Annotated in this window: 19 protein-coding genes; 11 read left to right on the top strand and 8 right to left on the bottom strand. The window is 61.7% G+C overall.

Annotated features, from left to right (window positions below):
- Nucleotides 1-62 precede the first annotated feature (62 nt).
- From A9404_RS05355 to rpoE, 4 genes are all read right to left on the bottom strand, one after another.
- Nucleotides 63-626, bottom strand: coding sequence for a SoxR reducing system RseC family protein (locus tag A9404_RS05355; RefSeq protein ID WP_197490445.1), 564 nt, complete (start codon nt 624-626; stop codon nt 63-65).
- A gap of 4 nt (nt 627-630) precedes the next feature.
- Nucleotides 631-1,782, bottom strand: coding sequence for a MucB/RseB C-terminal domain-containing protein (locus tag A9404_RS05360; protein WP_082922761.1), 1,152 nt, complete (start codon nt 1,780-1,782; stop codon nt 631-633).
- A gap of 3 nt (nt 1,783-1,785) precedes the next feature.
- Nucleotides 1,786-2,466 (bottom strand): sigma-E factor negative regulatory protein, encoded by a 681-nt coding sequence (locus tag A9404_RS05365; protein ID WP_066099242.1) that lies wholly within the window; start codon nt 2,464-2,466, stop codon nt 1,786-1,788.
- Nucleotides 2,467-2,531: 65 nt separating this feature from the next.
- A complete protein-coding gene (gene rpoE, locus A9404_RS05370) occupies nt 2,532-3,122 on the bottom strand; it encodes an RNA polymerase sigma factor RpoE (protein WP_066099243.1) in 591 nt (196 codons plus the stop codon).
- A gap of 292 nt (nt 3,123-3,414) precedes the next feature.
- Between rpoE and doeB2 the strand changes: the two genes are divergently transcribed.
- From doeB2 to A9404_RS05405, 7 genes are all read left to right on the top strand, one after another.
- Nucleotides 3,415-4,572, top strand: a complete 1,158-nt coding sequence (doeB2, locus tag A9404_RS05375) for a N(2)-acetyl-L-2,4-diaminobutanoate deacetylase DoeB2 (RefSeq protein WP_066099244.1) — start codon at nt 3,415-3,417, stop codon at nt 4,570-4,572.
- A 134-nt stretch (nt 4,573-4,706) separates the two neighbouring features.
- A complete protein-coding gene (locus A9404_RS05380; protein WP_066099245.1) occupies nt 4,707-5,981 on the top strand; it encodes an aspartate aminotransferase family protein in 1,275 nt (424 codons plus the stop codon).
- Nucleotides 5,978-7,255 (top strand): ectoine hydrolase, encoded by a 1,278-nt coding sequence (gene doeA, locus A9404_RS05385; RefSeq protein ID WP_066099246.1) that lies wholly within the window; start codon nt 5,978-5,980, stop codon nt 7,253-7,255. The genes A9404_RS05380 and doeA overlap by 4 nt, the downstream gene beginning before the upstream one ends.
- Nucleotides 7,252-8,628, top strand: a complete 1,377-nt coding sequence (locus A9404_RS05390; RefSeq protein ID WP_066099247.1) for an NAD-dependent succinate-semialdehyde dehydrogenase — start codon at nt 7,252-7,254, stop codon at nt 8,626-8,628. Before doeA ends, A9404_RS05390 begins: the two co-directional genes overlap by 4 nt.
- Before the next feature lie 138 nt (nt 8,629-8,766).
- Nucleotides 8,767-10,413, top strand: coding sequence for an L-aspartate oxidase (nadB, locus tag A9404_RS05395; protein ID WP_066099248.1), 1,647 nt, complete (start codon nt 8,767-8,769; stop codon nt 10,411-10,413).
- Between the two features lie 307 nt (nt 10,414-10,720).
- Entirely contained in the window at nt 10,721-12,463 is a 1,743-nt protein-coding gene (locus tag A9404_RS05400; RefSeq protein ID WP_066099249.1) for a phospholipase C, read from the top strand.
- Between the two features lie 101 nt (nt 12,464-12,564).
- Nucleotides 12,565-13,941 carry a cytochrome-c peroxidase gene (locus A9404_RS05405; protein WP_066099250.1) on the top strand — a complete coding sequence of 459 codons (1,377 nt, stop codon included), beginning with the start codon at nt 12,565-12,567 and terminating at the stop codon, nt 13,939-13,941.
- A gap of 22 nt (nt 13,942-13,963) precedes the next feature.
- Here A9404_RS05405 and A9404_RS05410 read toward each other — a convergent pair whose 3' ends face one another.
- The 4 genes from A9404_RS05410 to A9404_RS05425 are packed head-to-tail and all read right to left on the bottom strand — an operon-like array spanning nt 13,964 to nt 17,266.
- Nucleotides 13,964-14,638: a hypothetical protein gene (locus A9404_RS05410; protein ID WP_066099251.1), complete on the bottom strand. Its 675-nt coding sequence runs from the start codon at nt 14,636-14,638 to the stop codon at nt 13,964-13,966.
- A gap of 53 nt (nt 14,639-14,691) precedes the next feature.
- Nucleotides 14,692-15,156, bottom strand: coding sequence for a ribosomal protein S18-alanine N-acetyltransferase (gene rimI, locus A9404_RS05415; protein ID WP_066099252.1), 465 nt, complete (start codon nt 15,154-15,156; stop codon nt 14,692-14,694).
- 33 nt (nt 15,157-15,189) lie between these two features.
- Nucleotides 15,190-15,702, bottom strand: a complete 513-nt coding sequence (locus A9404_RS05420) for a hypothetical protein (protein WP_156521249.1) — start codon at nt 15,700-15,702, stop codon at nt 15,190-15,192.
- 10 nt (nt 15,703-15,712) lie between these two features.
- Nucleotides 15,713-17,266: a 2-isopropylmalate synthase gene (locus tag A9404_RS05425; RefSeq protein ID WP_066099254.1), complete on the bottom strand. Its 1,554-nt coding sequence runs from the start codon at nt 17,264-17,266 to the stop codon at nt 15,713-15,715.
- Between the two features lie 424 nt (nt 17,267-17,690).
- Here A9404_RS05425 and A9404_RS05430 point away from each other — a divergent pair, with 424 nt between their 5' ends.
- The 4 genes from A9404_RS05430 (at nt 17,691) to A9404_RS05445 (ending at nt 22,277) form a co-directional block, all read left to right on the top strand.
- Nucleotides 17,691-18,713, top strand: coding sequence for a MerR family transcriptional regulator (locus A9404_RS05430; protein WP_066099255.1), 1,023 nt, complete (start codon nt 17,691-17,693; stop codon nt 18,711-18,713).
- Nucleotides 18,714-18,786: 73 nt separating this feature from the next.
- Nucleotides 18,787-19,245 (top strand): PAS domain-containing protein, encoded by a 459-nt coding sequence (locus A9404_RS05435; protein WP_066099256.1) that lies wholly within the window; start codon nt 18,787-18,789, stop codon nt 19,243-19,245.
- An 81-nt stretch (nt 19,246-19,326) separates the two neighbouring features.
- Nucleotides 19,327-21,027: a type IV-A pilus assembly ATPase PilB gene (gene pilB / locus A9404_RS05440; protein ID WP_066099257.1), complete on the top strand. Its 1,701-nt coding sequence runs from the start codon at nt 19,327-19,329 to the stop codon at nt 21,025-21,027.
- 11 nt (nt 21,028-21,038) lie between these two features.
- Entirely contained in the window at nt 21,039-22,277 is a 1,239-nt protein-coding gene (locus tag A9404_RS05445) for a type II secretion system F family protein (RefSeq protein WP_066099258.1), read from the top strand.
- The last annotated feature ends 2 nt before the right edge of the window (nt 22,278-22,279 follow it).

Genomic DNA, 22,279 nt, shown 5'->3' on the forward strand with positions numbered 1-22,279 from the left:
CAGTTTACCGCAAAAACAACGAGCACCCAGCGGAATCCACGCCGATGCCCAACCCGCTTTGCTCAGTCTGCCGCCCGGAAAAGCACCTGCTCGACCCGGGGCGCAAAACGGCCCTGACGATGGGTTGCGGATTGCAGCCGAGCGACAAGGACGAGGGAAAGAACGAAGCCGGATGCACTACCCAGAATGGCGGCCCCGTTTGTATGGAATACGATCTGGCCGATCACGGCGCCCACCACCAGCGCCACCAGCGGCAGCAGGTACATCAGGAGGGCTGCGTGCACCAGGGCCGATGCCGGCAACACCAATTCCACACGATCGCCGATCCGCAGCGGAAGGGTCGTCTGAGCCGTGACGCGATGACGACGACCGCCGAATACGCCCTGTAAAACGCGTACGCCACAGCCCTTCTGCGAGGAACAGGAGGCGCAGCCGCTCGCGCGCTGGGTTTCGACCAGCACACCGCCCGGCACCAAAGCCACCACTTCCCCCTGTTCACGGATCATCTCGGTGGATGCGATCTCGCCGGTGGCTGTATCTGCCGTCGCAAATTGCTGCGTCGCATGCGCCAACGAGCCCGTCACGGGCTCCGCGCGGGACGAGGAAACATCGAGGGAATGCTTCATGGATTTACCGCACCTCACTGCCGGGTGCATGCAGGGGATTCCCCTCAGCCTCACGCCCTGCAGCCATCTTGGCCGGGACCGTGTACTGACAGATCTGCTTGATTGCAGCCATGGGCAAGTCGCCGATCACGGTAATCCGCATCGAGCCGGACTGACGCACGTAAATATTCATGCCGTATTTGGCCGCATCGGGATCAAGGCGCTGCTTTTCCGGAATATCTTCAACAAAAACCGATGCCGTTGACAGCCCGTCCGTCACGATCATGTGTTCGAAGCGATGGTGTGTTACCGGGTTTTCGCGCCAGACGCGGCTTTTGACGTGATACCCCGGAAGATCGGGAGACACGGTCCAGCCCTCATCGGCAGCCAGAGGCTTCGGCGGCTCGACATGCCGATCCTCGACCACCTTGAACCCCGGCGGGATGGTCTTGGGCGAGCCCAACGGAATCGGATCGGCCCCGGACGCCCCCCCAGACGCCGCAGGGATGGTGACCGGTTCGGCCATCTGCGTGAAAAAATCATGCTCGATCGGCAACCCGTCCTCGTTGTAGATGCTCATGCGGAGCAACAGATGGTCCGCATCTCCGATACAGAGCTTGTAGCCGTAACGCAACGCATCGCGGGGAATCAAACCAACCACGTGACAGGCGCGGTCGGCGACGCGCGAAACCCCCAACCCGACGATGCGATAGTTGGGCGTCAGTTGCTCTGGTTGGGCGAATCGCTCCCCCGACAACCGGGACCGCACGCCGGGGAAATCGCCGAAAACCACCTCCTTGCGGCTCGGCCACTGGCATTCACAGTGTGCGCCATGCCGGACGATTTCCCGGGGTTCGCCATTGAGCGTCACCAAACGCTCCTGCGGGCCATGTTCGGTCAGCAAATGCTCGATACGCGTCGTGTCGATCTGGTCACCACGTACATGGACATACGTACCAACATAGTTTCGTTGGCGCATCGCTTCGGTCATCGCCGCCAAACGGGCGACCGCATCCGGCTCGGAGGCCATCGCGTCGGCAGCGGGCACATCCGAAATCGTGTGCAGATATTCGATCTGAAAGACGTTTACGGACTGCGCCCATGCGGCCGGACCGACGAGCAACGCCGTCATCATCCACGCACCGATCATGCAGCGTCCGACATTCCCTCGCGCCATCGATTACTCCGGATGAAAATTGATCATGCGCAATGTGGGCATCACTTCGGACAGATCCGGGGAAGCGGATTCGAAATGCGTCATCAGGTACGGGTTCATCGGCGCCTTGCGTGCAGATGACGCCTGAGCCCACGCCGGCAGGACGCTGCCAGGCGCGACCTGCATCGCGACCGGCTCAAGCCCCGGGGACTTGGGCATCGTGCCCGGACTGACAGAAGCCTGAAGGGCGTTGCCGGTACCGACAGGTGCCGACGGCAGCTCGGTGCCCTGCTGCGGCATCATCCAGACACCGATGCCCACAAGCGCTGCCACGAAGGAAGCCGCAATCCCGCCGCGCCAGGCATTGATCGAGCGCCGCACCCGCGACTGCGGAAATGGCAGCACGGCGGGTGCCGGTGACTGCGCGGCATGAACAACCTCGTCGGCCCGTGCAGCATCCTGAGCCAGTCGCGCGGAAACCAGCAGGGAAATGTCCCGCATATCCAGCGGCTCATGCCGCAGCGCAGCACCGATCAGCGAATAGCTCCGGAGACTCTGGCGGGCATCACCCGTCGCCATGGCCAGGAAGCGATCGACGCACGGTACATGCTGATCGGCACACTCGCCATCCCACCATGCCGACAACGCTTCTTCAGCGGTCATCGTGGACACGGGATGAGCATTCTGTTGATGTTGCGTAGTCATTCAATCGTCCCCCAAGTTCACAGCGGGTTCCAAACAGGTCAGTTTCCAAGGCTTGCTCAACGCCCTCATGCATTGAGCAGAGGCCGTATCCGTTCTTCCACCGCCTCGCGTGCACGGAAAATGCGCGAACGCACGGTACCGATCGGGCAGTTCATCACCACCGCGATCTCCTCGTAGCTCAATCCTTCCATTTCCCGCAAGGTGAGTGCCGTACGCAAGTCTTCCGGCAATGCCTTGATCGCCGCGCGGATTTCCGCCTCCAACTCGTTCGTGGCGGCCATATCCTCGGGGCTTGCATAATCGCGCAACGCCTCTGGCTCTGGTAATGACTCTTCAGACTCGTCTCCGCCACCAGAGTTCAGTGACACGGAATAACCTTCGCGGGCATGAGCAGCCAACTGGTTTTTGGCCGTGTTGACGGCGATCCGGTACAACCAGGTATAGAAGGCGCTTTCCCCGCGAAAATTCCCGAGCGCACGATAGGCCTTGATGAACGCTTCCTGGGCGAGATCGAACGCCTGATCCGGATCACGGACGAAACGCCCGACCAGACGCAGCACGCGATGCTGGTATTTCACCACCAGCAGATCGAATGCCCGTCGGTCGCCCTGCTGGGCGCGCAACACCAATTCCTGATCAGTCGGTTCAGTGGCCATAAAGCCTCATGCTCATCAACCCGCCCCTCTCGCGTTACCGATACCCCGCCGCTGCGCTTCGTGTCGGGAACGTCAAAAAATCTCATCCATCCAGGAACAGAGGGCGCTTTACGACCAACTCCGCCAGCATGAAACGTCTTAGTATAGCCCGATCCCTCCCCGGCAATCGACTACCAATCGACCCCAGCGGCAGTGCACCGGTACTCCGGTTGCCCCATAGCACCGCCTGTGCTTAAGTAGGGGAACGAACCGGCTTTCCTTCAAGCCGTCTGCTCCACTACAAAGGCAACGTATGTCGTCGACCTGGACCCAGTACCTCGAAGATGCCACGCAGCTGCGGCGCGCCCTGCATCGGGCACCCGAACTCACCTGGCAGGAGCATGCGACAGCACGAACGATCCGTGACGCGCTGACGCACCACGACATCCCCTGGCGATCATGTGCCGGCACAGGCACCGTGGCCACGCTTGCCCCGACCGCAACGGGGCGCCACATTGCGCTACGCGGCGATATCGACGCCCTGCCCATTACCGAACAAACCGGCGCGGAATGGGCCTCCCTTACCCCAGGCATCATGCATGCCTGTGGTCATGACGGACACACCGCGGTCTTGATGGCCGTGGCCCGCTGGCTCAAATCCCGCGAACACGAATTGCCCGGTCCGGTCAGCCTCCTTTTCCAGCCCGCGGAGGAAGGTGGACACGGCGCACGCGCCATGATCGAGGACGGCGCCCTCGAGGGTGTGGACTGGATCTTCGGCTGGCACAACTGGCCAGCCATTCCGTTCGGCCGGGCCATTTGCCCAGACGGCCCGATCATGGCCGCCAACGCGGTGTTCGAGATCGAGCTCACCGGCAGCGGCGGGCATGCCAGCCAGCCCGAACTGTGCCGCGACCCGGTTCTGGCCGCTGCCGCCATTACCCTGAACCTCCAGCAGATCGTTTCGCGGCGTCTGCCACCCCAGACGGCTGCGGTCGTCAGCGTCACCTCAATCAATGCCCCAAGCGGCATTACCGTGATTCCGGAAACTGCCCGTCTGGCTGGTAGCGTCCGGGTCGCCGACACCAACACGCGCGCACTGATCGGCCACCTGATCACAGAAATCGCTGAGTGGACGGCACACAGTTACGGAGTCCGGGCACACGTCGTGTTCACGCCACGCTATCAAGCCACCGTCAACCATCCCGAACCGGCTTTGCACTATAGAGGTGCGATTGAATTTACCCTTGGCGCTGATTGGTGCAACAGCGAATTGCCTGTCCCGATCATGGCTTCGGAAGATTTCAGCTATTACCTGGAGGCGATTCCAGGGGCATTTGCACTGATTGGTGCCAACGATGGCGCGGGTCACGACGAGCCTTGCCACAGCCCACGCTACGACTTCAATGATCGGCTGCTCGACCCAGTTGGCCGAATTCTTGCCTCTTTGATTGGTGTGTCGCCACCCTGATCGCTCGGCGCTCCGCCGCGCCCGCATCGACACGCCCTGCCACTGACCGCGGACGCAGCGGTCGAGGGCAATCTCGTGGTCAGTACCGCTATCTCCCGGCATCTGATCGACATTCACCCCTTCAGGAGAGTCGTATGCAGATTTTTGAGCAATGGGAATCGGAAATTCGCGCCTACTGCCGGGTCGTTCCCACCGTATTCAAGACCGCCAGCAATGCCCGTCAGACCGACGAAACCGGAAAAAGCTTCATCGATTTCTATGCCGGAGCCGGGGTACTGAATTTCGGTCATAACAACCCCCGAATGAAATCGGCCCTGATCGACTACATCCAGAACGATGGCGTCGCCCACAGTCTCGACATGTTCACGACGGCGAAACGCGATTTCGTCGAGAAATTCGTCGAAACCATCTTGAAACCCCGCCAGATGGATTACCGGTTGCAGTTCGTCGGGCCCACGGGAACCAATGCCGTCGAGGCCGCCCTCAAGCTGGCCCGACGGGTGACCGGCCGCACGGAGGTGGTTGCCTTTCATCACGCCTTCCACGGCATGACCCTGGGCGCACTCGGGGCCACGACCAATGCGCACTTCCGCAATGCCGCAGGCGTCCCGCTCAACCATGTCACCCATCAGGCGTTCGGTTGCGAAACGCCCTGCCCCGGTTGCCAGCTCGGCTGCGGGCTGCCCTCGCTCGACCGCATGCGAGCCCTGTACAACAACCCCTCCAGCGGTCTGGCAAAGCCAGCCGCATTCCTGGTCGAGACGATCCAGGCCGAGGGGGGCGTGCGCGTGGCCAGCAAGGAATGGCTGCAAGGCATTCAGCAACTGGCGCGGGAGCTCGGCGCCCTGTTCATCGTCGACGACATCCAGGCCGGCTGCGGCCGGACCGGCAGCTACTTCAGCTTCGAGGAATTCGGCCTGGATCCGGACATCATCACGCTGGCCAAGGGCATCGGCGGTTTCGGCACACCGATGGCCATGAACCTGAACAAGCCGGAGCATGACAGGCACTGGTTGCCGGGCGAGCACACCGGCACCTTCCGGGGCCAGAACCTGTCCTTCGTGGCGGGCCGCGTGGCACTGGAATATTTCGACGACCCGGCCTTCATGGCCGACACCCGGCGCAAGGGTCAGATCATGGCCGATGCCCTGAACGCACTCGCCGCCCGTTACCCCGACTTCGCGGTGCGGGGACGCGGCATGATGCAGGCGATCGACTTCATCGACGGCGACCTGTCCAAGCGCATCGCCAAAGCCTGTTTCGATCGCGGTCTGTTGGCTGCCGTCTGCGGCGCCCGCGGACAGGTCATCAAGCTCATCCCGCCCCTGACCATTCCCGACGACGACCTCAACGAAGGACTGGCGCTGTTCGCCGACGCCGTAACCAGCCAAATGGAGACGATCTCATGAGACAACGTGACGACATGACCTTTCCCATGGACGAGTACGCCCGCCGCCTCGGCGAACTGCGGACCCGGATGCAGGAACGGCTGCTGGATGCGGTGATCATCACCGACCCCGAAAATCTGATGTATCTGACGGACTACCAGACCACGGGCTACTCGTTCTTCCAGGCGCTGGTGGTGCCCGTCAACGACGAACCGTTCATGATCACCCGGAACATGGAGGAGTCCAACGTCCATGCCCGCACCTGGGTCGAGCTGACCCGCCCCTATCCCGACGGCGGCGATGCGATCCAGATGCTCGTGTCCAGCCTCAAGGAGTTCGGCCTGTCCCACAAGACCCTCGGCTACGAGCGCAACAGCTACTTCTTCTCCGCCTACCAGCAGGACTCACTGCGCACCAGTCTGACCGATGCACGCCTGCTGGATTGCTTCGGTATCGTCGAATGCGGACGGCGCACCAAGTCCCCGGTGGAGATTGACATCATGCGCAAGGCGGCGATTGCCACCGAGGCAGGCATGAAGGCCGGGCTGGCCGCGTGCCGTGCCGGTGTCACAGAAAACGAGATCGCGGCGGAAATCTCCGCGGCCATGTTCAAGGCCGGCGGTGAGGCGCCGGCGGTGATGCCCTACGTGACTTCCGGTCCGCGGACCATGATCGGCCACGCCACCTGGGAAGGCCGGGTGGTGAAGCCGGGCGAGCACGTCTTCATGGAGGTGGGCGGCTGCTACCGCCGCTATCACACTGCCATGATGCGCACCTGCGTGCTCGGTGAACCCACCGAGTACATGCTGCAGGCCCAGGAACGCATGAAGACCGCGCTGGCCCAGGTGAAGGCGCTGATCCGTCCGGGTGTGACCGTCTCCGATGCGGACAACCTGGTGCGCAGCATCATGACCGTGGACGACAAGCACGGGAAGCTGATCACCCGGTCCGGCTACTCCATCGGCATCGCCTTTCCGCCCAGCTGGGACGAAGGCTACATCCTCAGTCTGATGCACGGCGACAAGACGGTACTGCGCGAGGGCATGACCTTCCACATCATCCCCTGGGCCTGGGGTGTGGACGGCGACAAGACCTGCGGTATCTCCGACACGATCTATATCACCAAGGACAGCTGCGAGTCGTTCTTCACCCTGGATCAGGACTTCGTGATCAAACCCGAGGAAGGGAAGCGCAAGATCGACGACACGGTCATCGATCTCGCCACCGCCAAGTCGGAAGGCAAGAAGCACAAGTCGAAAACCGACAAGGGAGACAAAAAGGTGGAGGCCGTATGACGCTCTTTGCCATCAATCCCACGACGGGCAAGGCGTTACCCGGCAGCCCTTCGCTCGATGCCGCCGGACGCGGGGCGGCGATCGAGCGGGCGCAGCAGGCGTATCTGAAATGGCGCAAGACGTCGTTCGCCGAGCGGGCGGCGTTATTGAACCGCGTCGCTGAAATCATGCGCGAGGACGTCGAGGCGCTGGCCAAACCCATGGTCGAGGAGATGGGGAAACCCATCCGCGAGGCCCGGGGTGAGGTCATGAAATCCGCCTGGTGTGCCGAGCATTACGCCAGCAATGCGGCCAACTACCTCGCGCCGGACATGCTCGATTCCGACGCCACGGTCAGTTACGTCCAGTACCTGCCCATCGGCCCGGTGCTGGGCATCCTGCCCTGGAACGCGCCGTTCTGGCTTGCCTTCCGATTTGCCGCCCCGGCACTGATGGCCGGCAACACCTGCCTGATGAAGCATGACGCCCACGTCCCGGCCTGCGCCGAGGCGATCGCCGATGTCTTCAAGCGGGCCGGTGCGCCGGACGGCGTGTTCGTCAACTTGCCGCTGGAGACCCCGGACGTGGCCGCCGCCATCGAGGACGAGCGGGTCCGGGCGGTGTCGTTCACCGGCTCGGATCGTGCCGGCGCCATTGTCGCGGCCACCGCTGCCGCGCAGATCAAGCCAGCGGTGCTGGAGCTGGGCGGCTCCGACCCGGTGATCGTCCTGGCCGATGCGGACCTCGACAAGGCGGCGGATGTCGTCGTGCTCTCGCGGATCATCAACGCGGGCCAGTCCTGCATTGCCGCCAAGCGGATCATTGTCGAGGAACCGGTCTACGCGCCGTTCCTGGAGAAACTGCAGACGCGACTGGCGAAGCTGAAGATGGGCGATCCGGCGCTGGAAACCACCGACGTCGGTCCCATCGCTCGCGAAGACCTGCGCGAGAACCTGCATCGACAGGTGACCGCGACGGTCGCTGCCGGGGCGCGTTGCCTGATCGGCGGCGAGATGCCGGACGGGCCGGGGTATTTCTACCCCGTCACCCTGTTGGCGGACGTCGGCGAGGGCATGGTCGCGAGCTGCGAGGAGACGTTCGGGCCCATCGCGGTGGCCATGTCCGCCAAGGACGTCGACGACGCCCTGCGCATCGCCAACGACACGCCCTACGGCCTCGGCGCGGCGATCTGGACGGCCGACACCGCCCGCGCCATCGCCATGGCCGCCGAGATCGACACCGGCCAGGTCGCCATCAACGGCATCGTCAAGACCGACCCGCGCCTGCCCAGCGGCGGCACCAAGCGCTCCGGCTACGGCCGCGAACTCGGTCCGCACGGCATCAAGATGTTCGTCAACGCCCAGCAGGTCTGGGTGGGGCCGGCACGAAGCTGATCGACACGAACTGGGACATCCCCCAGGGGGCTCTGACCGCAGCTGCCCTTCCGGCACCTGCGGCAAAGGAGCATGGGCGGCACGCCTTTGCACAGGTATACTCGGCCTCTCATGATTTCCAGAGCCAGCACGACTTCAATGTCCCAATCCGCAATCCCTGCCCCGTCCATCGACGTCCTGATCATCGGTTCGGGCGCGGCCGGGCTCTCTGCCGCATTGCACCTGCCGCCAGAACTCAACGTGACCATTCTGAGCAAGGGGCCGATCAGTGCGGGCAGCACACCTTGGGCCCAGGGCGGCATTGCCGCGGCACTCGGCGGCATCGAGGATATCGAGCAGCATATTGCGGACACCTGCCGCGCCGGTAGTGGGCTCCCCAAGGCGGATACCGTTCGCCGCGTGGTGGAGGCCGGATCCAGACAGATCGATTGGTTGCTCGAACTGGGCATGCCCTTCTCCAGTGATGACGGTGAATCGAGTCACCTGCATCTCACCCGAGAGGGGGGTCATGGCGCCCGGCGTGTGGCCCATGCGGCCGATCACACCGGCAGAACCCTGATGGAAACGCTGCTGGACGCCGTCCGGGCAAGACCGAACATCAGTCTGGTGGAATACCAGCTGGCGATCGACCTGATCACGACCCAGCGGCTCGGACTCACCGAAGAATCCAACTGCTGCATCGGCGCCTACGTACTCGACCTGCAGGCGGATCGGGTCCACACGCTCCGTGCACGGCACGTCATCCTCGCCACCGGGGGCGCCGCCAAGGCCTACCTGTATTCCACCAATCCCGACAGCTCCACCGGCGACGGCATCGCCATGGGCTGGCGAGCGGGCTGCCGTGTCGCCAACATGGAGTTCATGCAATTCCACCCGACCTGCCTGTTCGAGCCCCGCGCCAAATCCTTCCTGATCAGCGAGGCGGTACGCGGCGAGGGCGGCGTCCTGCTCCTGCCCGACGGCACCCGCTTCATGCCAAACTACCACCCCGATGCCGAACTCGCGCCCCGCGACGTCGTGGCACGTGCCATCGATGCCGAGATGAAACGGCTGGGGATCGACTGCGTGTACCTCGACATCAGTTTCAAGGGCAAGGCATTCATCGAGCAGCACTTCCCGATGATTCACCAGCGCTGCCTGGAATACGGGTACGACATGACGCGCCAGCCCCTGCCCGTCGTACCGGCCGCCCACTACACCTGCGGCGGCATCGACGTCGACGAACAGGGACAAACGGATATTGCCGGCCTGTATGCCATCGGCGAAACCAGTCATACCGGTCTGCACGGTGCCAACCGGTTGGCCAGCAATTCCCTGCTCGAATGCCTCGTCTACGGCGAAGCGGCGGCGCAGCATATCGCCTCGAACCATGCCGAGGCCTGCAGCCGCAACTGGCCGGTACCGGACTGGGATGAAAGTCAGGTCACCGATGCCGACGAAGCGGTCGTGGTCACGCACAACTGGGACGAACTTCGGCGTGCCATGTGGGATTACGTGGGCATCGTCCGGACCACGAAACGACTGGAGCGTGCCCAGCACCGTATCGCGCTGCTGCGCCGAGAAATTCACGACTATTACGCGCACTTCCGGATCACCAACAATCTCATCGAACTGAGGAACCTCGTCGAAGTGGCTGATCTGATCGTACGTTCCGCCCTAGCCCGTCACGAGAGCCGAGGCTTGCACTTCATTCGCGACTACCCCGAAGCCAATCCGGATTGTGCACAGCACAACACGGTCCTGACCCCGATCAATCGCAGCGTGCGCCGGGCCTGCGACGCCTGACGCCACGCCCCCCTGATCCCGCCCGCCATCCCACGCCGTTCACGCCGACACCATTGGCAGACAGGCCAAAGAGCCTCGGTACCCACAAACACGCCGGACCGCCATCCCCCCAGGCAATCCGACGAAGCGCGGTCAACACGGCAGAGCGTGAAGGCGGCAAATCCACATAACGCCCGCCAAATCGGAATCGTCACAAATATTTAGCTCATGAAATAGTTTTTAAAGATTTTAGAAATATATGACAGTCATCATGCCTGCCTCCGTGTTCTACTTTCGTTCAACCTGACCAGCAACTTAGGAGCCACGCATGTTCACTGTACGTAAAACAGCATTTGCCGTTGCTGCCACCGCACTCGGCCTGTCCCTGGCCGCCTGCAACAGCAGCAACGCCCCTGCCCCAACGGCAAGCACGACCACCACGACCACCACGCAACCGAGCGGTTCCACGGTGGGTTCCACCGCGGTCGCGGACAACCTGACCACCGCCACGCCGATCAAGCACGTCGTGGTGATCTACAACGAGAACGTCTCCTTCGATCACTACTTCGGCACCTATCCGAATGCGACGAACCCGACCGGCGAGCCGATGTTCCAGGCCGCTGCCGGCACCCCGTCGGTCAATGGCCTGACCCCTGCCCTGCTGAGCAACAACCCGAATTACACCAACACCGCCAATGGCACCGACGCCGCCAACCCATTCCGCCTCGACCGCAGCCAAGCGGCAACCGCCGATCAGAACCACGCGTATACGGCAGAAGAACTGGCCTATAACAATGGCGCAGCCGACCTGTTCCCGCTGTACACCGGCATCGCCGGTTCCGGCGGCACCGGGGCCTTCAATACCAAGGGCCTGGTCATGGGGTATTACGACGGGAACACCGTCACCGCCATGTGGAACTACGCGCAGAACTTCGCCATGAGCGACAACGCCTACACCGACACCTACGGCCCCTCGACGCCGGGTGCCCTGGAAGCCGTATCCGGCCAGACCAATGGCATGCAGATCGTCGCCACCACCAAGCAGCCGTTCACCTACGCACCGTCGACGAGCAACCCCTACTGGGCGTATGGCTCCTACTACATCAACGACGGCCAGGGCGGCTACACCATGATCAACGACGTGGATCCGGGCCACGACACCTGCTCCAAGGCCTCCGACCAAGCCATGATGAGCGGCAAGAACATCGGCGACCTGCTGAATGCCGCCGACATCACCTGGGGCAGCTTCATGGCCGGTTTCAACCTGCAGACCGTCAATGCCAACGGCACCACCGGCTGTAAGCGCAGCACCTATTCCGCCACCGTGGGCGCCACCGTCACGGATTACATCCCGCACCACGCCTGGTTCCAGTACTATGCATCCACCGCGAACCCGACCCATGCGCGTCCGAGCTCCGTGGCAGCCATCGGCTACACCTACGAAGCCGACGGCAAGACCAAGGATCCGGCCAACCACGAGTACGGCTATCAGGACTTCGTGAATGCCGTCAGTGCGGGCAACTTCCCGGCTGTTTCCTACGTCAAGGCACCGGCTTATCAGGATGGCCACGCCGGCTACTCCGACCCGCTGGACGAACAGGCCTTCACGACCAAGGTGGTCAACTTCCTCATGCAGCAGCCGGACTGGAAGAACACGGCCGTGATCGTCGCCTGGGATGACTCCGACGGCTGGTACGACCATGCCTATGCCAACCCGACCAGCGCCTCCTTCGATTCGCAGGCCGACCAGCTCAATGGCGTTGGCACCTGCGGCACCGGCACGGCACCGGACGGTGTAAACGGCAAGCCGGTCAACGGTCGTTGCGGCCCGGGCACGCGCATTCCGTTCCTGGTGATTTCACCCTATGCCAAGGTGAACTACGTCAGCCACACCCGTATTTCCCAGGCGTCCATCGTCAAATTCATCGAAGACAACTGGCTCGGCGGCCAGCGTATCGGTGGCGGCTCGTTTGACGCGACTGCCGGCTCGATCAACGACCTGTTCGACTTCACGGCACAACCGCACACCACACCGGTTCTGCTGAATCCGACGACCGGTACGACCCTCTAATCGGGTGACGACACACGACGCTCGCGTCGACTGTCGACTCGAATGATCCCGACATCCTGGCCGCGGCCAGGATGTCTTCTTTAATCGCCGAGATCCCATCGATGACAACCGAACGTTCGCTCAAGCGACGCACCAAACTCAGCCTGATTTTGTTTGCAGGGGTTTTGACCGCCTCGGGTATCGGTCTTGCGCATGCAAACCAAATCACGCAGTGGTTCTCCACCCAGTACGAACTGGTCACTGGCGAGAACCCCCATCCGGTAACCCTTATTCGTCCCAAGCAGGCGCCACTGTCCGCCATGGCCCTACTCGGAAAACAGATCTTTTTCGACAAGACCCTGTCCGGATCGGGACAGCTGTCCTGCGCCAGCTGTCATAGCCCGCAGCATGCCTACGGACCGCCAAACCATGATTCGGTGATGCTGGGCGGCCCCGGTCTTCGGCTTCAGGGCGCGCGTGCCGTACCGAGTCTGATGTACCTGGAACGTCAGCCGAATTTCAGCATCGGACCAGACAATGCGGAACAGGAAAACGTCAATCTGAATCAGCTGGCGCGCGATGGGCAATCCGCGCCACGCGCGCAGAAAAACGCTCGAAACGATGCATCGGCGAACAATGTGGTCCCGCAGGGCGGGCTGTTCTGGGATGGTCGGGTCAACACCCTGCAAGCGCAGGCGAGCGGCCCGCTGTACAACCCGGTCGAAATGGATGGGGGCACCCCGGCCATCGTGGCCCAGAAATTAGCCCAGGCGCCCTACGCGAAGGTGTTCACGCAATTGTTCGGCCCCGCGATCTTTCGGGATCCGAAACAGGCTGTCGCCGAAGCCCTGTTCGCCGTCGCCCGCTATCAGATCGAGGATCCTAGCTTCCATCCCTACAGCAGCAAGTTCGATGCCTGGCTGGAAGGCAAAACCACGTTGAGCCGCCGGGAGATGCGGGGTTATCTGCTGTTCAACGATCCCCAGAAAGGGAACTGCGCAGCCTGTCACCGCGACCAGCCGACCCGAGATCACTTGCCGCCCCTCTTCACCGACCACCAGTACGAGGCCCTTGGCGTCCCCCGCAATCCGGCCATCAAGGCCAACAGCAATCCGGCCTATCATGACCTGGGACTCTGCGGGCCCTTCCGAGATGATCTGACGAAACAGACCCAGTACTGCGGCATGTTCCTCACGCCGACGCTGCGGAACGTGGCAACCCGCCATGTGTTCTTCCACAACGGGGTCTACCACACGCTCGACGAGGTGCTGGATTTCTATGACTTCCGAGACACGGAGCCGGGCAAAATCTACCCGCGTGGCGCGAATGGGGCCGTAGAGAAATTCAATGACCTGCCGGCAGCAGACCGGGCAAATGTGGATACGGCCGATGCGCCCTTCGATCGGCATGCGGGGGAAAAGCCCGCGTTGACCGCCGACGAACGCGCGGACCTGATCGCCTTCCTCAAGACCTTGACGGACGGCTGGCAACCGGACTGACCGAGCACCACCACAGCGGTGGTCAATGGATGCCAAGGCCCTGCAGCAGTCGCTGTACGTCCACCCCCTGGGTGGGCAAGTCGAGATCGGCGGCGGCCGGGGGATTGGCGGACAAGGAAACCAGGCGGTAGTCCCGGCCATAACTCAGCACACCCAGACCGCGACGGATGACCTCGGCGCTCCGGGCATCGCCCCCCTTGTTCGCTGCTGCCCCCAGATTCTGCAGAGCGCGGGTCAATTCGACGACTGTCGGATTAGTGGTTAATACCGCCTGATCCGTATGCTCTTTGCCCTGCGCATCCTGCCAAACGACGCGATAGACCTCGCCCCGAATGCCCGCAACGACCTCATGCTGCCCCGTCGCCTTGAACGACGCCACCGAACGGGCCAGCTTTCGATCGATCTGCCCGTGAAGCCGGTTGCCCTGCCCCAGGATCTGCGCCATCTGATCGAGATTGCCGACATTGGCGACGACCGGCACCCCACCCACTTGGGTAATGGCATAAAGATGCCCCGAACGAAGCAGGATTTCGGCGGGCGGATGCGTGATGTCCATCCGCAAATGTTCGTCATCCAACCAAGCAAGCTGGGCTTGCTCAGCCTGACTGCCTTGACCGGATTGCAACACCGCCTGCCCCCCCGCCCATACGGGAACGCTGAAGAAAAACAGGACCGCAGCCTGAAAATAACGTCGCATGGCACACCTTCTCATGTTGAATCCCATACCTCGAGTCCCCGGGAACGCACGATTCAGGACGCCACAGGCCGCATCAGAACCAGAGCATCCTCCCGACCCGCCTTGGCCGGGTAGTAGCCCTTACGCAACCCAACCTGCTCAAACCCCAACGTTTCGTACAATTGTCGTGCGGCAGCATTGCCGATCCGCACTTCGAGCCAAAGACTGGCGATATCCGACTTGACCGCCTGATCGAGCACATAGTTCATCAGATACCGACCGACACCGCGCCGATGTACGGCGGGATCGACACAGAGATTCAGAATGTGCCATTCGTTCAGAATCGGCATGACCACGGCGAATCCGAGCAGACGATCGTCCTGCATGGCCCCATCCAGGTAATAGCCCGAACGGATGCAGTCCATGAATACCCGTTCGGACCACGGATAGAGGTGACCCGCCCGTTCGATCCGATGCATGGCCGGCAGGTCTGTTTCGTCCAGGGACACAAGTCCCAACGTGTCACTCAGGCCGGTCATGGCATCGTCCGGTCAAAACCCGGCCTGATCCGTTCATTCGACCTGCTGTCCCGGTAGACACAAGGCCCGCCACAAACGACGTTTCAGGCCCGAATCCTGCCTGAGATCAGACAACCGCCAATCGACGCCCTGCCAATGTAACGACGGAGTATCCGCGGCGTCAGCCGAAACAGGACGCACCAAGAGGTCGCGCGGCAAGATTTGCGCGATACGGGCAAAAAGCATCGGCGGCGTATCAGGATCATGAATCTTCAGCACCACTACGCGCGCCAATGCCTCCGAATCGAGGTTCTCCCGGCTCTCCGAAGCGCCAGCCACAGCAGCTTGTTCCTCGTCCAGCGAACGATGCGGTGTCACCATAGCCGCCAACTGATCCGTGACGAGCTCCTCGGACAACTGCTCGGTCCGTCCAAGCGCCTCATGCGCGATGCCTGCCGAGGCGGCCGATTGCCCCGTAGATGTGACCGAAGCCGTGAACAGGGGCGGCGTGACGCGCGGCCGCCATACCTCGATCCCAAGCCACTCAAGTATCGTCGCCTGGTTCATGAAACCGGACTCAGACATCGCCCATCTGGGGATGCGCGCGCATCGCGGGGTTCTGCAAGCGATCCAGTGCGCTCAGATACGCCTTGGCGGATGCCACGACGATGTCCGTATCCGCACCCTGTCCGGTCACGATCCGTCCCGCCAGTTCCAGACGCACGTTCACCTCGCCCTGCGCATCCGTCCCGCTCGTGATGTTGTTGACCGAGTAGAGCTGCAGGGTGGCGCCGGACTGCATCATCGATTCGATGCAGACGAAGGCCGCGTCCACAGGGCCGGCGCCATGGGCGGTCGCCGACTTTTCCATGCCGTCGACCGCGATGACCAGGGTGGCGGTCGGAATCTCGCCGGTTTCCGAACAGACCTTGAGGGAAACGAGCTTGACGTGCTCGACCTGCTCCTCATGAACTTCGGACACCAGGGCCTGGATGTCTTCATCGAAGATCTCGCGCTTCTTGTCGGCCAGATCCTTGAAACGTCGGAAGGCGTCGTTCAGCGCCTCCTCGCTGGCCAACTCGATACCCAGTTCCGTCAGGCGCGTGCGGAAGGCGTTCCGACCGGACAGCTTGCCCAACGACAGCTTGTTGGTCGTCCAGCCCACATCCTCGGCCCGCATGATCTCGTAGGTCTCGCGATGCTTGAGCACCCCGTCCTGGTGAATGCCGGACTCATGCGCGAAGGCGTTGGCGCCGACGATCGCCTTGTTCGGCTGCACGGGATACCCCGTGATGGTGGAGACGAGCTTGGACGCCGGCACGATCTGGGTGGTATCGATCCGGGTATCGAGCCCGAACACGTCCCGACGGGTCCGCACCGCCATCACCACCTCCTCGAGCGAGGCATTCCCGGCACGCTCGCCCAGGCCGTTGATGGTACATTCCACCTGACGCGCCCCGGCCAGCACGGCGGAGAGCGAGTTGGCCACGGCCATGCCCAGATCGTTGTGGCAGTGGGTCGACCAGATTACCTTGTCTGCCCCGCGCGTCCGTTCGATCAGCTGAGCCATGCGCGAACCCCATTCGGCCGGCGTGGAGTAACCCACCGTATCCGGCACGTTCAGGGTGGTGGCGCCCGCCTCGATCGCCGCCTCGAATACCCGAACGAGAAAATCCATGTCCGACCGCACCGCATCCTCGGCGGAAAACTCGACATCGTCCGTATAGCTGCGCGCCAGGCGCACGGCGTTCACCGCATGCTCGACCACCTGATCCGGGGTCATGCGCAGCTTTTTCTCCATATGAATGGGACTGGTCGCAATGAAGGTGTGGATGCGACGACGAGCCGCCGGCGCAATGGCCTCGCCTGCCCGACGCACGTCGCGTTCGTTGGCACGCGCCAGAGAACAGACCGTGGACTGCTCAATGGTCTCCGCGATCGCGCGAATGGCCTGGAAATCGCCCTCGCTGGCCGCCGCGAATCCCGACTCGATGACATCGACACCCAAGCGCTCGAGCTGACGGGCGATCCGCAACTTGTCCTCACGGGTCATCGCCGCGCCCGGACTCTGCTCGCCGTCCCGCAGGGTCGTATCGAAAATGATCAGGGATGATTGGCTTTGCTCACTCATGGTCTTGCTCCACACCCGCCACGGCGGCGGGCTTCAAAATCTTGCTGTGCACTATACGGTATTCGCCGGACGGTTTGACCTCGTGGGGCGGGAATTACCCGTCACTGGGGCGCATTTCTCAAACACAAGTCCGAGGCGGTCAGGATGAGTGATGGCTCGCTCATCCGTCGGATAACACTTCGTTGGACCCCACGCACGCAAGTCACCTTTGACGACACCTGCCGGTAAGCGACCGCCGAAAATAACGACCCGCAAGAATCGGGTCAAGCCGTCCCGACATCTCACGACGTGCCAGCGTCCAGGCCTGTCGGCCAGGAAAATCGCACCACAACGGCTTTTCTGCCCCGATGCATCCCGGCTAAAAAGCCTGCTACACTCCTGATACAAGAATTATACAAACCCGCCTTGGCAGACGCCGCACAGCATGAACGAGACGAAACAGAACGCATCGATGCCCGATGAGCCCCCCCTGGGGAACAACGGACTGTTCCCGATTCGTACGGTGGCACGTCTCACCGGCATCAATCCGATCACACTGAGAGCTTGGGAGCGTCGACATAATCTGATTCGCCCGATCCGGACACCCTCGGGTCATCGACTCTACAGCACCGCCGACATCGAATTGATCCGACGCATCCAATCGCTCTCGGAGCAAGGCATGGGATTCAGCCAAATCGGCATTGTGCTGAAGCGAGAAGCCCGTCTGGCCGAACGGATGCAAAACAACAAGAGCGGCGCCTCGGAGGAACGATTCGCAGCACCGCCCCCTGCCCGCTCCACGCCAGTTTCAGGTGGCATTCGCCGGAGCGCCGCAGCGGCTGTCGAGGCACCATCCGATACCCCGCCAACACTGGATGCCCTTCGGGCACATGTCCGGCAGGCCGCCATCGCGCTGGATGCTGATGCGCTGCAACAAATCGAGCGCAAGCTGCTGCTCTGGTATCCGCCGGAAACCATGATCCGTCTCTTTCTGATCGACGCCCTTCACGAGCTGGAACGACGGGAAATCTGGCCCGACCAGAACCTGGTCCTCCGTTGGCTGAGTGCGGAGATCCTGCGCCGGATCGATGGACTGCTTCACCTGCAGCCCACGTCTTCCGGCCAAATCATTGCCGTCGATGCCATCGATACGGACGGCTTTCTGCGGGCCGTCGAATTCGGGTTGATTCTCGCGCTCGCCGAACGCTTCACGATCCACCTGATCCCACAAACGTTCCCCGACGCCCTACGGGTGCGCCTGATTGCGCGCTGGAACATCACCCACTGGATCCGTTTGCAGCGAATGGACAGTCACGCCTACCAGACGCCCGCCACGCCAAACACGATTCGAATCCACCGCTGCCTGCTGATGGAAGGGGAAACCCCGGTCGAGATTACGGAAACGGGGCTGTTTCGGGGTAGCGCGCATCACTGCCTCAGCCATTTGACCGAACAACTACACCCCTAACGGAACCTCCCGTCGCCGAAAGTTCCTGATATGATCGGCCAAGACCCATTGATTCAGAGAGCGATTGCCGACGATGCTGGATCCGAAGTTACTGCTCAAGGCGGTGGAAGCGTCCCATGATGGAATAGTGATTGCGGAACGCGAGGGCGAGGACAATATCCTCATCTTTGCCAACGCAGCCTTCGAGCGACTGACGGGTTACCGTAACGACGAAATCCTGTACCAGGACTGCCGGTTTCTTCAGCTGGACGACCGCGACCAGGAAGCACGCGCCGAAATTCGCGCGGCAATTCTCGGACACCGCCCCACCCGGGTAACGGTTCGCAATTATCGCAAGGATGGTACCCTGTTCTGGAACGAGCTCTCCATCACGCCCGTTTTCAATGAAACGGACCAACTGACCTATTTTATTGGCGTGCAGCGGGATGTTACCGATCTCGTCGCCATGAAGGCTGAAAACCTTCGGCTCAAGCAACGGTTGGCCGAACTCGAAAGCGGTATCTCGGAGACGTCCGAGCCTGACCAAGGATAAATATATTGTGCAGACCTATCTGATTTTAAATATATTATGCGTTCAATGCCCATAAACGGAATTATCGGTTAGCCAAGACTCATGACCCACCCGCCCATTACCGGCCTTCTGGCAGCCCTGGTGAAAACCGGTGTTATCGATGCCCCGCGCGCCACGGAAATTCAGGAAAAGGCCAAAGCCAGCAAGGAATCCACCATCCAGGCCCTGATGGGCAACGGGATTTCGGCCGCCCAGATCGCCCGCGCCGCTTCGCGAAATTTCGGTCTACCCCTTGTTGACCTCGAGGCATTCGATACCTCCGAACTGCCCATCAAGCTCGTTCCGGCAAAACTGCTGGAAAACGGCAACGCGCTGCCTTTGCGTCAACGCGGACGTCGTCTGACCGTCGCACTGGCCGACCCGTCGGACCTCGGCATCATCGAAAGCTTCCGCTTCAGCACCAACCTGACCATCGACACGGTCGTCGCCGAAGCGCCGAAAATCGGTCGTCTGCTTGAAGAGGCCGCCAATCATTCGATGGATGCCCTAACGGCAGATCTCGATGATGATCTGGCCAACATCCAGATCGAAGGCGGCGAGGACAGCGCTGCAGCCGAACAGAGCGACGATCCGCTTCAGGACGACGTGGTGGTCAAGTTCGTGACCAAGGTCCTGACCGACGCCATTCGGCGGAAGGCCTCGGACATTCATATCGAACCTTACGAAAAGCAGTTTCGGATCCGTTTTCGGATCGACGGCATCCTGACGGAAATGCCTGCCCCACCGCGCACGCTGGCCGACCGGATCGTCTCCCGGGTCAAGGTCATGAGCCGCATGGACATTTCCGAGCGCCGCATTCCACAGGATGGCCGGATCAAGCTGAAGCTGTCCGCCGGTCGTTCGATCGACTTCCGGGTCAACTCCTGCCCCACGCTGTTCGGCGAAAAGATCGTTCTTCGTATCCTCGATCCCAGCAGCGCGCAACTCGGAATCGATTCCCTGGGTTACGAAGCGGAGCAGAAGGAACTCTATCTCAAGGCACTCAATCGCCCCTACGGGATGATTCTCGTCACCGGCCCGACCGGTTCCGGTAAGACCGTCTCGCTCTATACCGGCCTGAACATCCTGAACACCATGGACCGGAACATTTCGACCGCGGAAGATCCTGCAGAAATCGTGGTACCCGGCATCAACCAGGTCAACGTCAACGCCCGGGTGGGACTGACCTTCGCCTCGGCCCTTCGCGCCTTTCTGCGTCAGGATCCGGACGTCATCATGGTGGGCGAGATCCGGGATCTGGAAACGGCCGAAATCGCCATCAAGGCGGCACAGACCGGTCACCTCGTGCTTTCGACCCTACACACCAACGATGCGCCGCAAACCCTCACCCGCCTGCTCAACATGGGGGTTCCCGGTTACAACATCGCCTCATCGGTGAACCTGATCATCGCACAGCGCTTGGCGCGGCGTCTGTGCAATGCCTGCAAGAAGGTCGACCAGGTCCCCGAGGAAGAGTTGATTCGGGAAGGATTCAAACCCGAGGATGTCCACAACGGCCTGAAGCTGTTCAAGGCCGTCGGCTGCGACCAGTGCACCAATGGCTACAAGGGCCGCGTGGGCATCTATCAGGTCATGCCCGTTTCCGAGGAAATGGGGCGCATCATCATGCGTGGCGGCAACTCGATGGAGCTGGCCGAACAGGCGCGCAAAGAAAACATTCCCGACCTGAGAAGCTCAGGACTTCGTAAGGTTCAGGCCGGGGTGACCAGCCTCGAAGAAATCAACCGGGTGACCAAGGATTAAGGGAGAACACCATGGCAGTCGCGACCTCCGCAAAGAAAGCCAAACCGGACGAAAAGACGATTTTCGTCTATGACGCGAAGAACAAGGACGGAAAACTCGTCAAGGGCGAAATGGCGGCACACAACGAGATGGTCGTCCGCGCCGAAGTGCGCCGCCTCGGGCTCACCGTCGTGCGGGTCAAGAAAAAGCCCAAACCGCTCTTTTCGAACTCCAAAGGCATCGTCCCCCGCGATATCGCGGTCTTCGCCCGCCAGCTCGCCACCATGATGACCGCGGGCCTGCCCATCGTTCAGGCGTTGGACATCATGGCGCAGAGTGCGGAAAAGGTATCGATGAAGGAACTGGTCACCACGGTCAAGAATGATGTGGAAAGTGGCCAGACCCTGGCCAACGCCATGGACAAGCACCGCAAGTATTTCGACGAACTGTTCGTCAACCTGGTCCGGGCTGGCGAAGATTCCGGCTCGCTGGAACTCGTGCTGGATCGGGTCGCCGTCTATAAGGAAAAGACCGAAAGCCTGAAAGGCAAGATCAAAAAAGCCCTGTTTTACCCGATCGCCGTTGTGGTTGTCGCCTTCATCGTGACTGCCATCCTGCTGATTTTCGTGATCCCGCAATTCAAACAGCTCTTTGACGGATTCGGTGCGACCCTGCCGGCATTCACCCTGTTCGTGATCGGCTTGTCCGAAACATTCCAGAAGTACTGGTATTTCATTTTCGGTGGCATCGGGGTGGCCATTTTCCTGTTTACCTACGTCAAGCAGCGATCGGATCGTTTCAACCACTTCCTCGACCGCATGATCCTCAAGATGCCGATCTTCGGCCCCCTGACGGAAAAAGCCGCCATTGCGCGATTCTCACGCACCCTTGCCACCATGTTCTCGGCCGGTGTACCCCTCGTCGAAGCCATGCCGCCGACCGCCGGCTCCACCGGCAACGCCGTCTTCAAGGATGCGGTCATGAACATGCGCGACATCATTGCGGCGGGCTCGCCCCTGAAGGTCGGGATGCAGCAGTCCAAGCTGTTCCCCGTGATGGTCGTTCAGATGGTCGCCATCGGTGAAGAGACCGGCGCACTGGACACCATGCTGGGCAAGGTCGCCGACATGTACGAGGAAGAGGTCGACAACATGGTCGACGCCATGTCCAGTTTGATGGAACCGATGATCATGGCATTCCTCGGCGTCGTTGTCGGCGGCCTCGTCATTGCCATGTACCTGCCGATTTTCAAACTCGGATCCGTGGTCTAACC

It is taken from the genome of Halothiobacillus diazotrophicus, assembly GCF_001663815.1.
Lineage (GTDB): Bacteria > Pseudomonadota > Gammaproteobacteria > Halothiobacillales > Halothiobacillaceae > Halothiobacillus > Halothiobacillus diazotrophicus.

Bases quoted from the DNA above. Each gene is read 5' to 3' on its own strand.
- A9404_RS05355 (WP_197490445.1), bottom strand. From the start codon at position 626: ATGAAGCATTCCCTCGATGTTTCCTCGTCCCGCGCGGAGCCCGTGACG.
- A9404_RS05360 (WP_082922761.1), bottom strand. From the start codon at position 1,782: ATGGCGCGAGGGAATGTCGGACGCTGCATGATCGGTGCGTGGATGATG.
- A9404_RS05365 (WP_066099242.1), bottom strand. From the start codon at position 2,466: ATGACTACGCAACATCAACAGAATGCTCATCCCGTGTCCACGATGACC.
- rpoE (WP_066099243.1), bottom strand. From the start codon at position 3,122: ATGGCCACTGAACCGACTGATCAGGAATTGGTGTTGCGCGCCCAGCAG.
- doeB2 (WP_066099244.1), top strand. From the start codon at position 3,415: ATGTCGTCGACCTGGACCCAGTACCTCGAAGATGCCACGCAGCTGCGG.
- A9404_RS05380 (WP_066099245.1), top strand. From the start codon at position 4,707: ATGCAGATTTTTGAGCAATGGGAATCGGAAATTCGCGCCTACTGCCGG.
- doeA (WP_066099246.1), top strand. From the start codon at position 5,978: ATGAGACAACGTGACGACATGACCTTTCCCATGGACGAGTACGCCCGC.
- A9404_RS05390 (WP_066099247.1), top strand. From the start codon at position 7,252: ATGACGCTCTTTGCCATCAATCCCACGACGGGCAAGGCGTTACCCGGC.
- nadB (WP_066099248.1), top strand. From the start codon at position 8,767: ATGTCCCAATCCGCAATCCCTGCCCCGTCCATCGACGTCCTGATCATC.
- A9404_RS05400 (WP_066099249.1), top strand. From the start codon at position 10,721: ATGTTCACTGTACGTAAAACAGCATTTGCCGTTGCTGCCACCGCACTC.
- A9404_RS05405 (WP_066099250.1), top strand. From the start codon at position 12,565: ATGACAACCGAACGTTCGCTCAAGCGACGCACCAAACTCAGCCTGATT.
- A9404_RS05410 (WP_066099251.1), bottom strand. From the start codon at position 14,638: ATGCGACGTTATTTTCAGGCTGCGGTCCTGTTTTTCTTCAGCGTTCCC.
- rimI (WP_066099252.1), bottom strand. From the start codon at position 15,156: ATGACCGGCCTGAGTGACACGTTGGGACTTGTGTCCCTGGACGAAACA.
- A9404_RS05420 (WP_156521249.1), bottom strand. From the start codon at position 15,702: ATGAACCAGGCGACGATACTTGAGTGGCTTGGGATCGAGGTATGGCGG.
- A9404_RS05425 (WP_066099254.1), bottom strand. From the start codon at position 17,266: ATGAGTGAGCAAAGCCAATCATCCCTGATCATTTTCGATACGACCCTG.
- A9404_RS05430 (WP_066099255.1), top strand. From the start codon at position 17,691: ATGAACGAGACGAAACAGAACGCATCGATGCCCGATGAGCCCCCCCTG.
- A9404_RS05435 (WP_066099256.1), top strand. From the start codon at position 18,787: ATGCTGGATCCGAAGTTACTGCTCAAGGCGGTGGAAGCGTCCCATGAT.
- pilB (WP_066099257.1), top strand. From the start codon at position 19,327: ATGACCCACCCGCCCATTACCGGCCTTCTGGCAGCCCTGGTGAAAACC.
- A9404_RS05445 (WP_066099258.1), top strand. From the start codon at position 21,039: ATGGCAGTCGCGACCTCCGCAAAGAAAGCCAAACCGGACGAAAAGACG.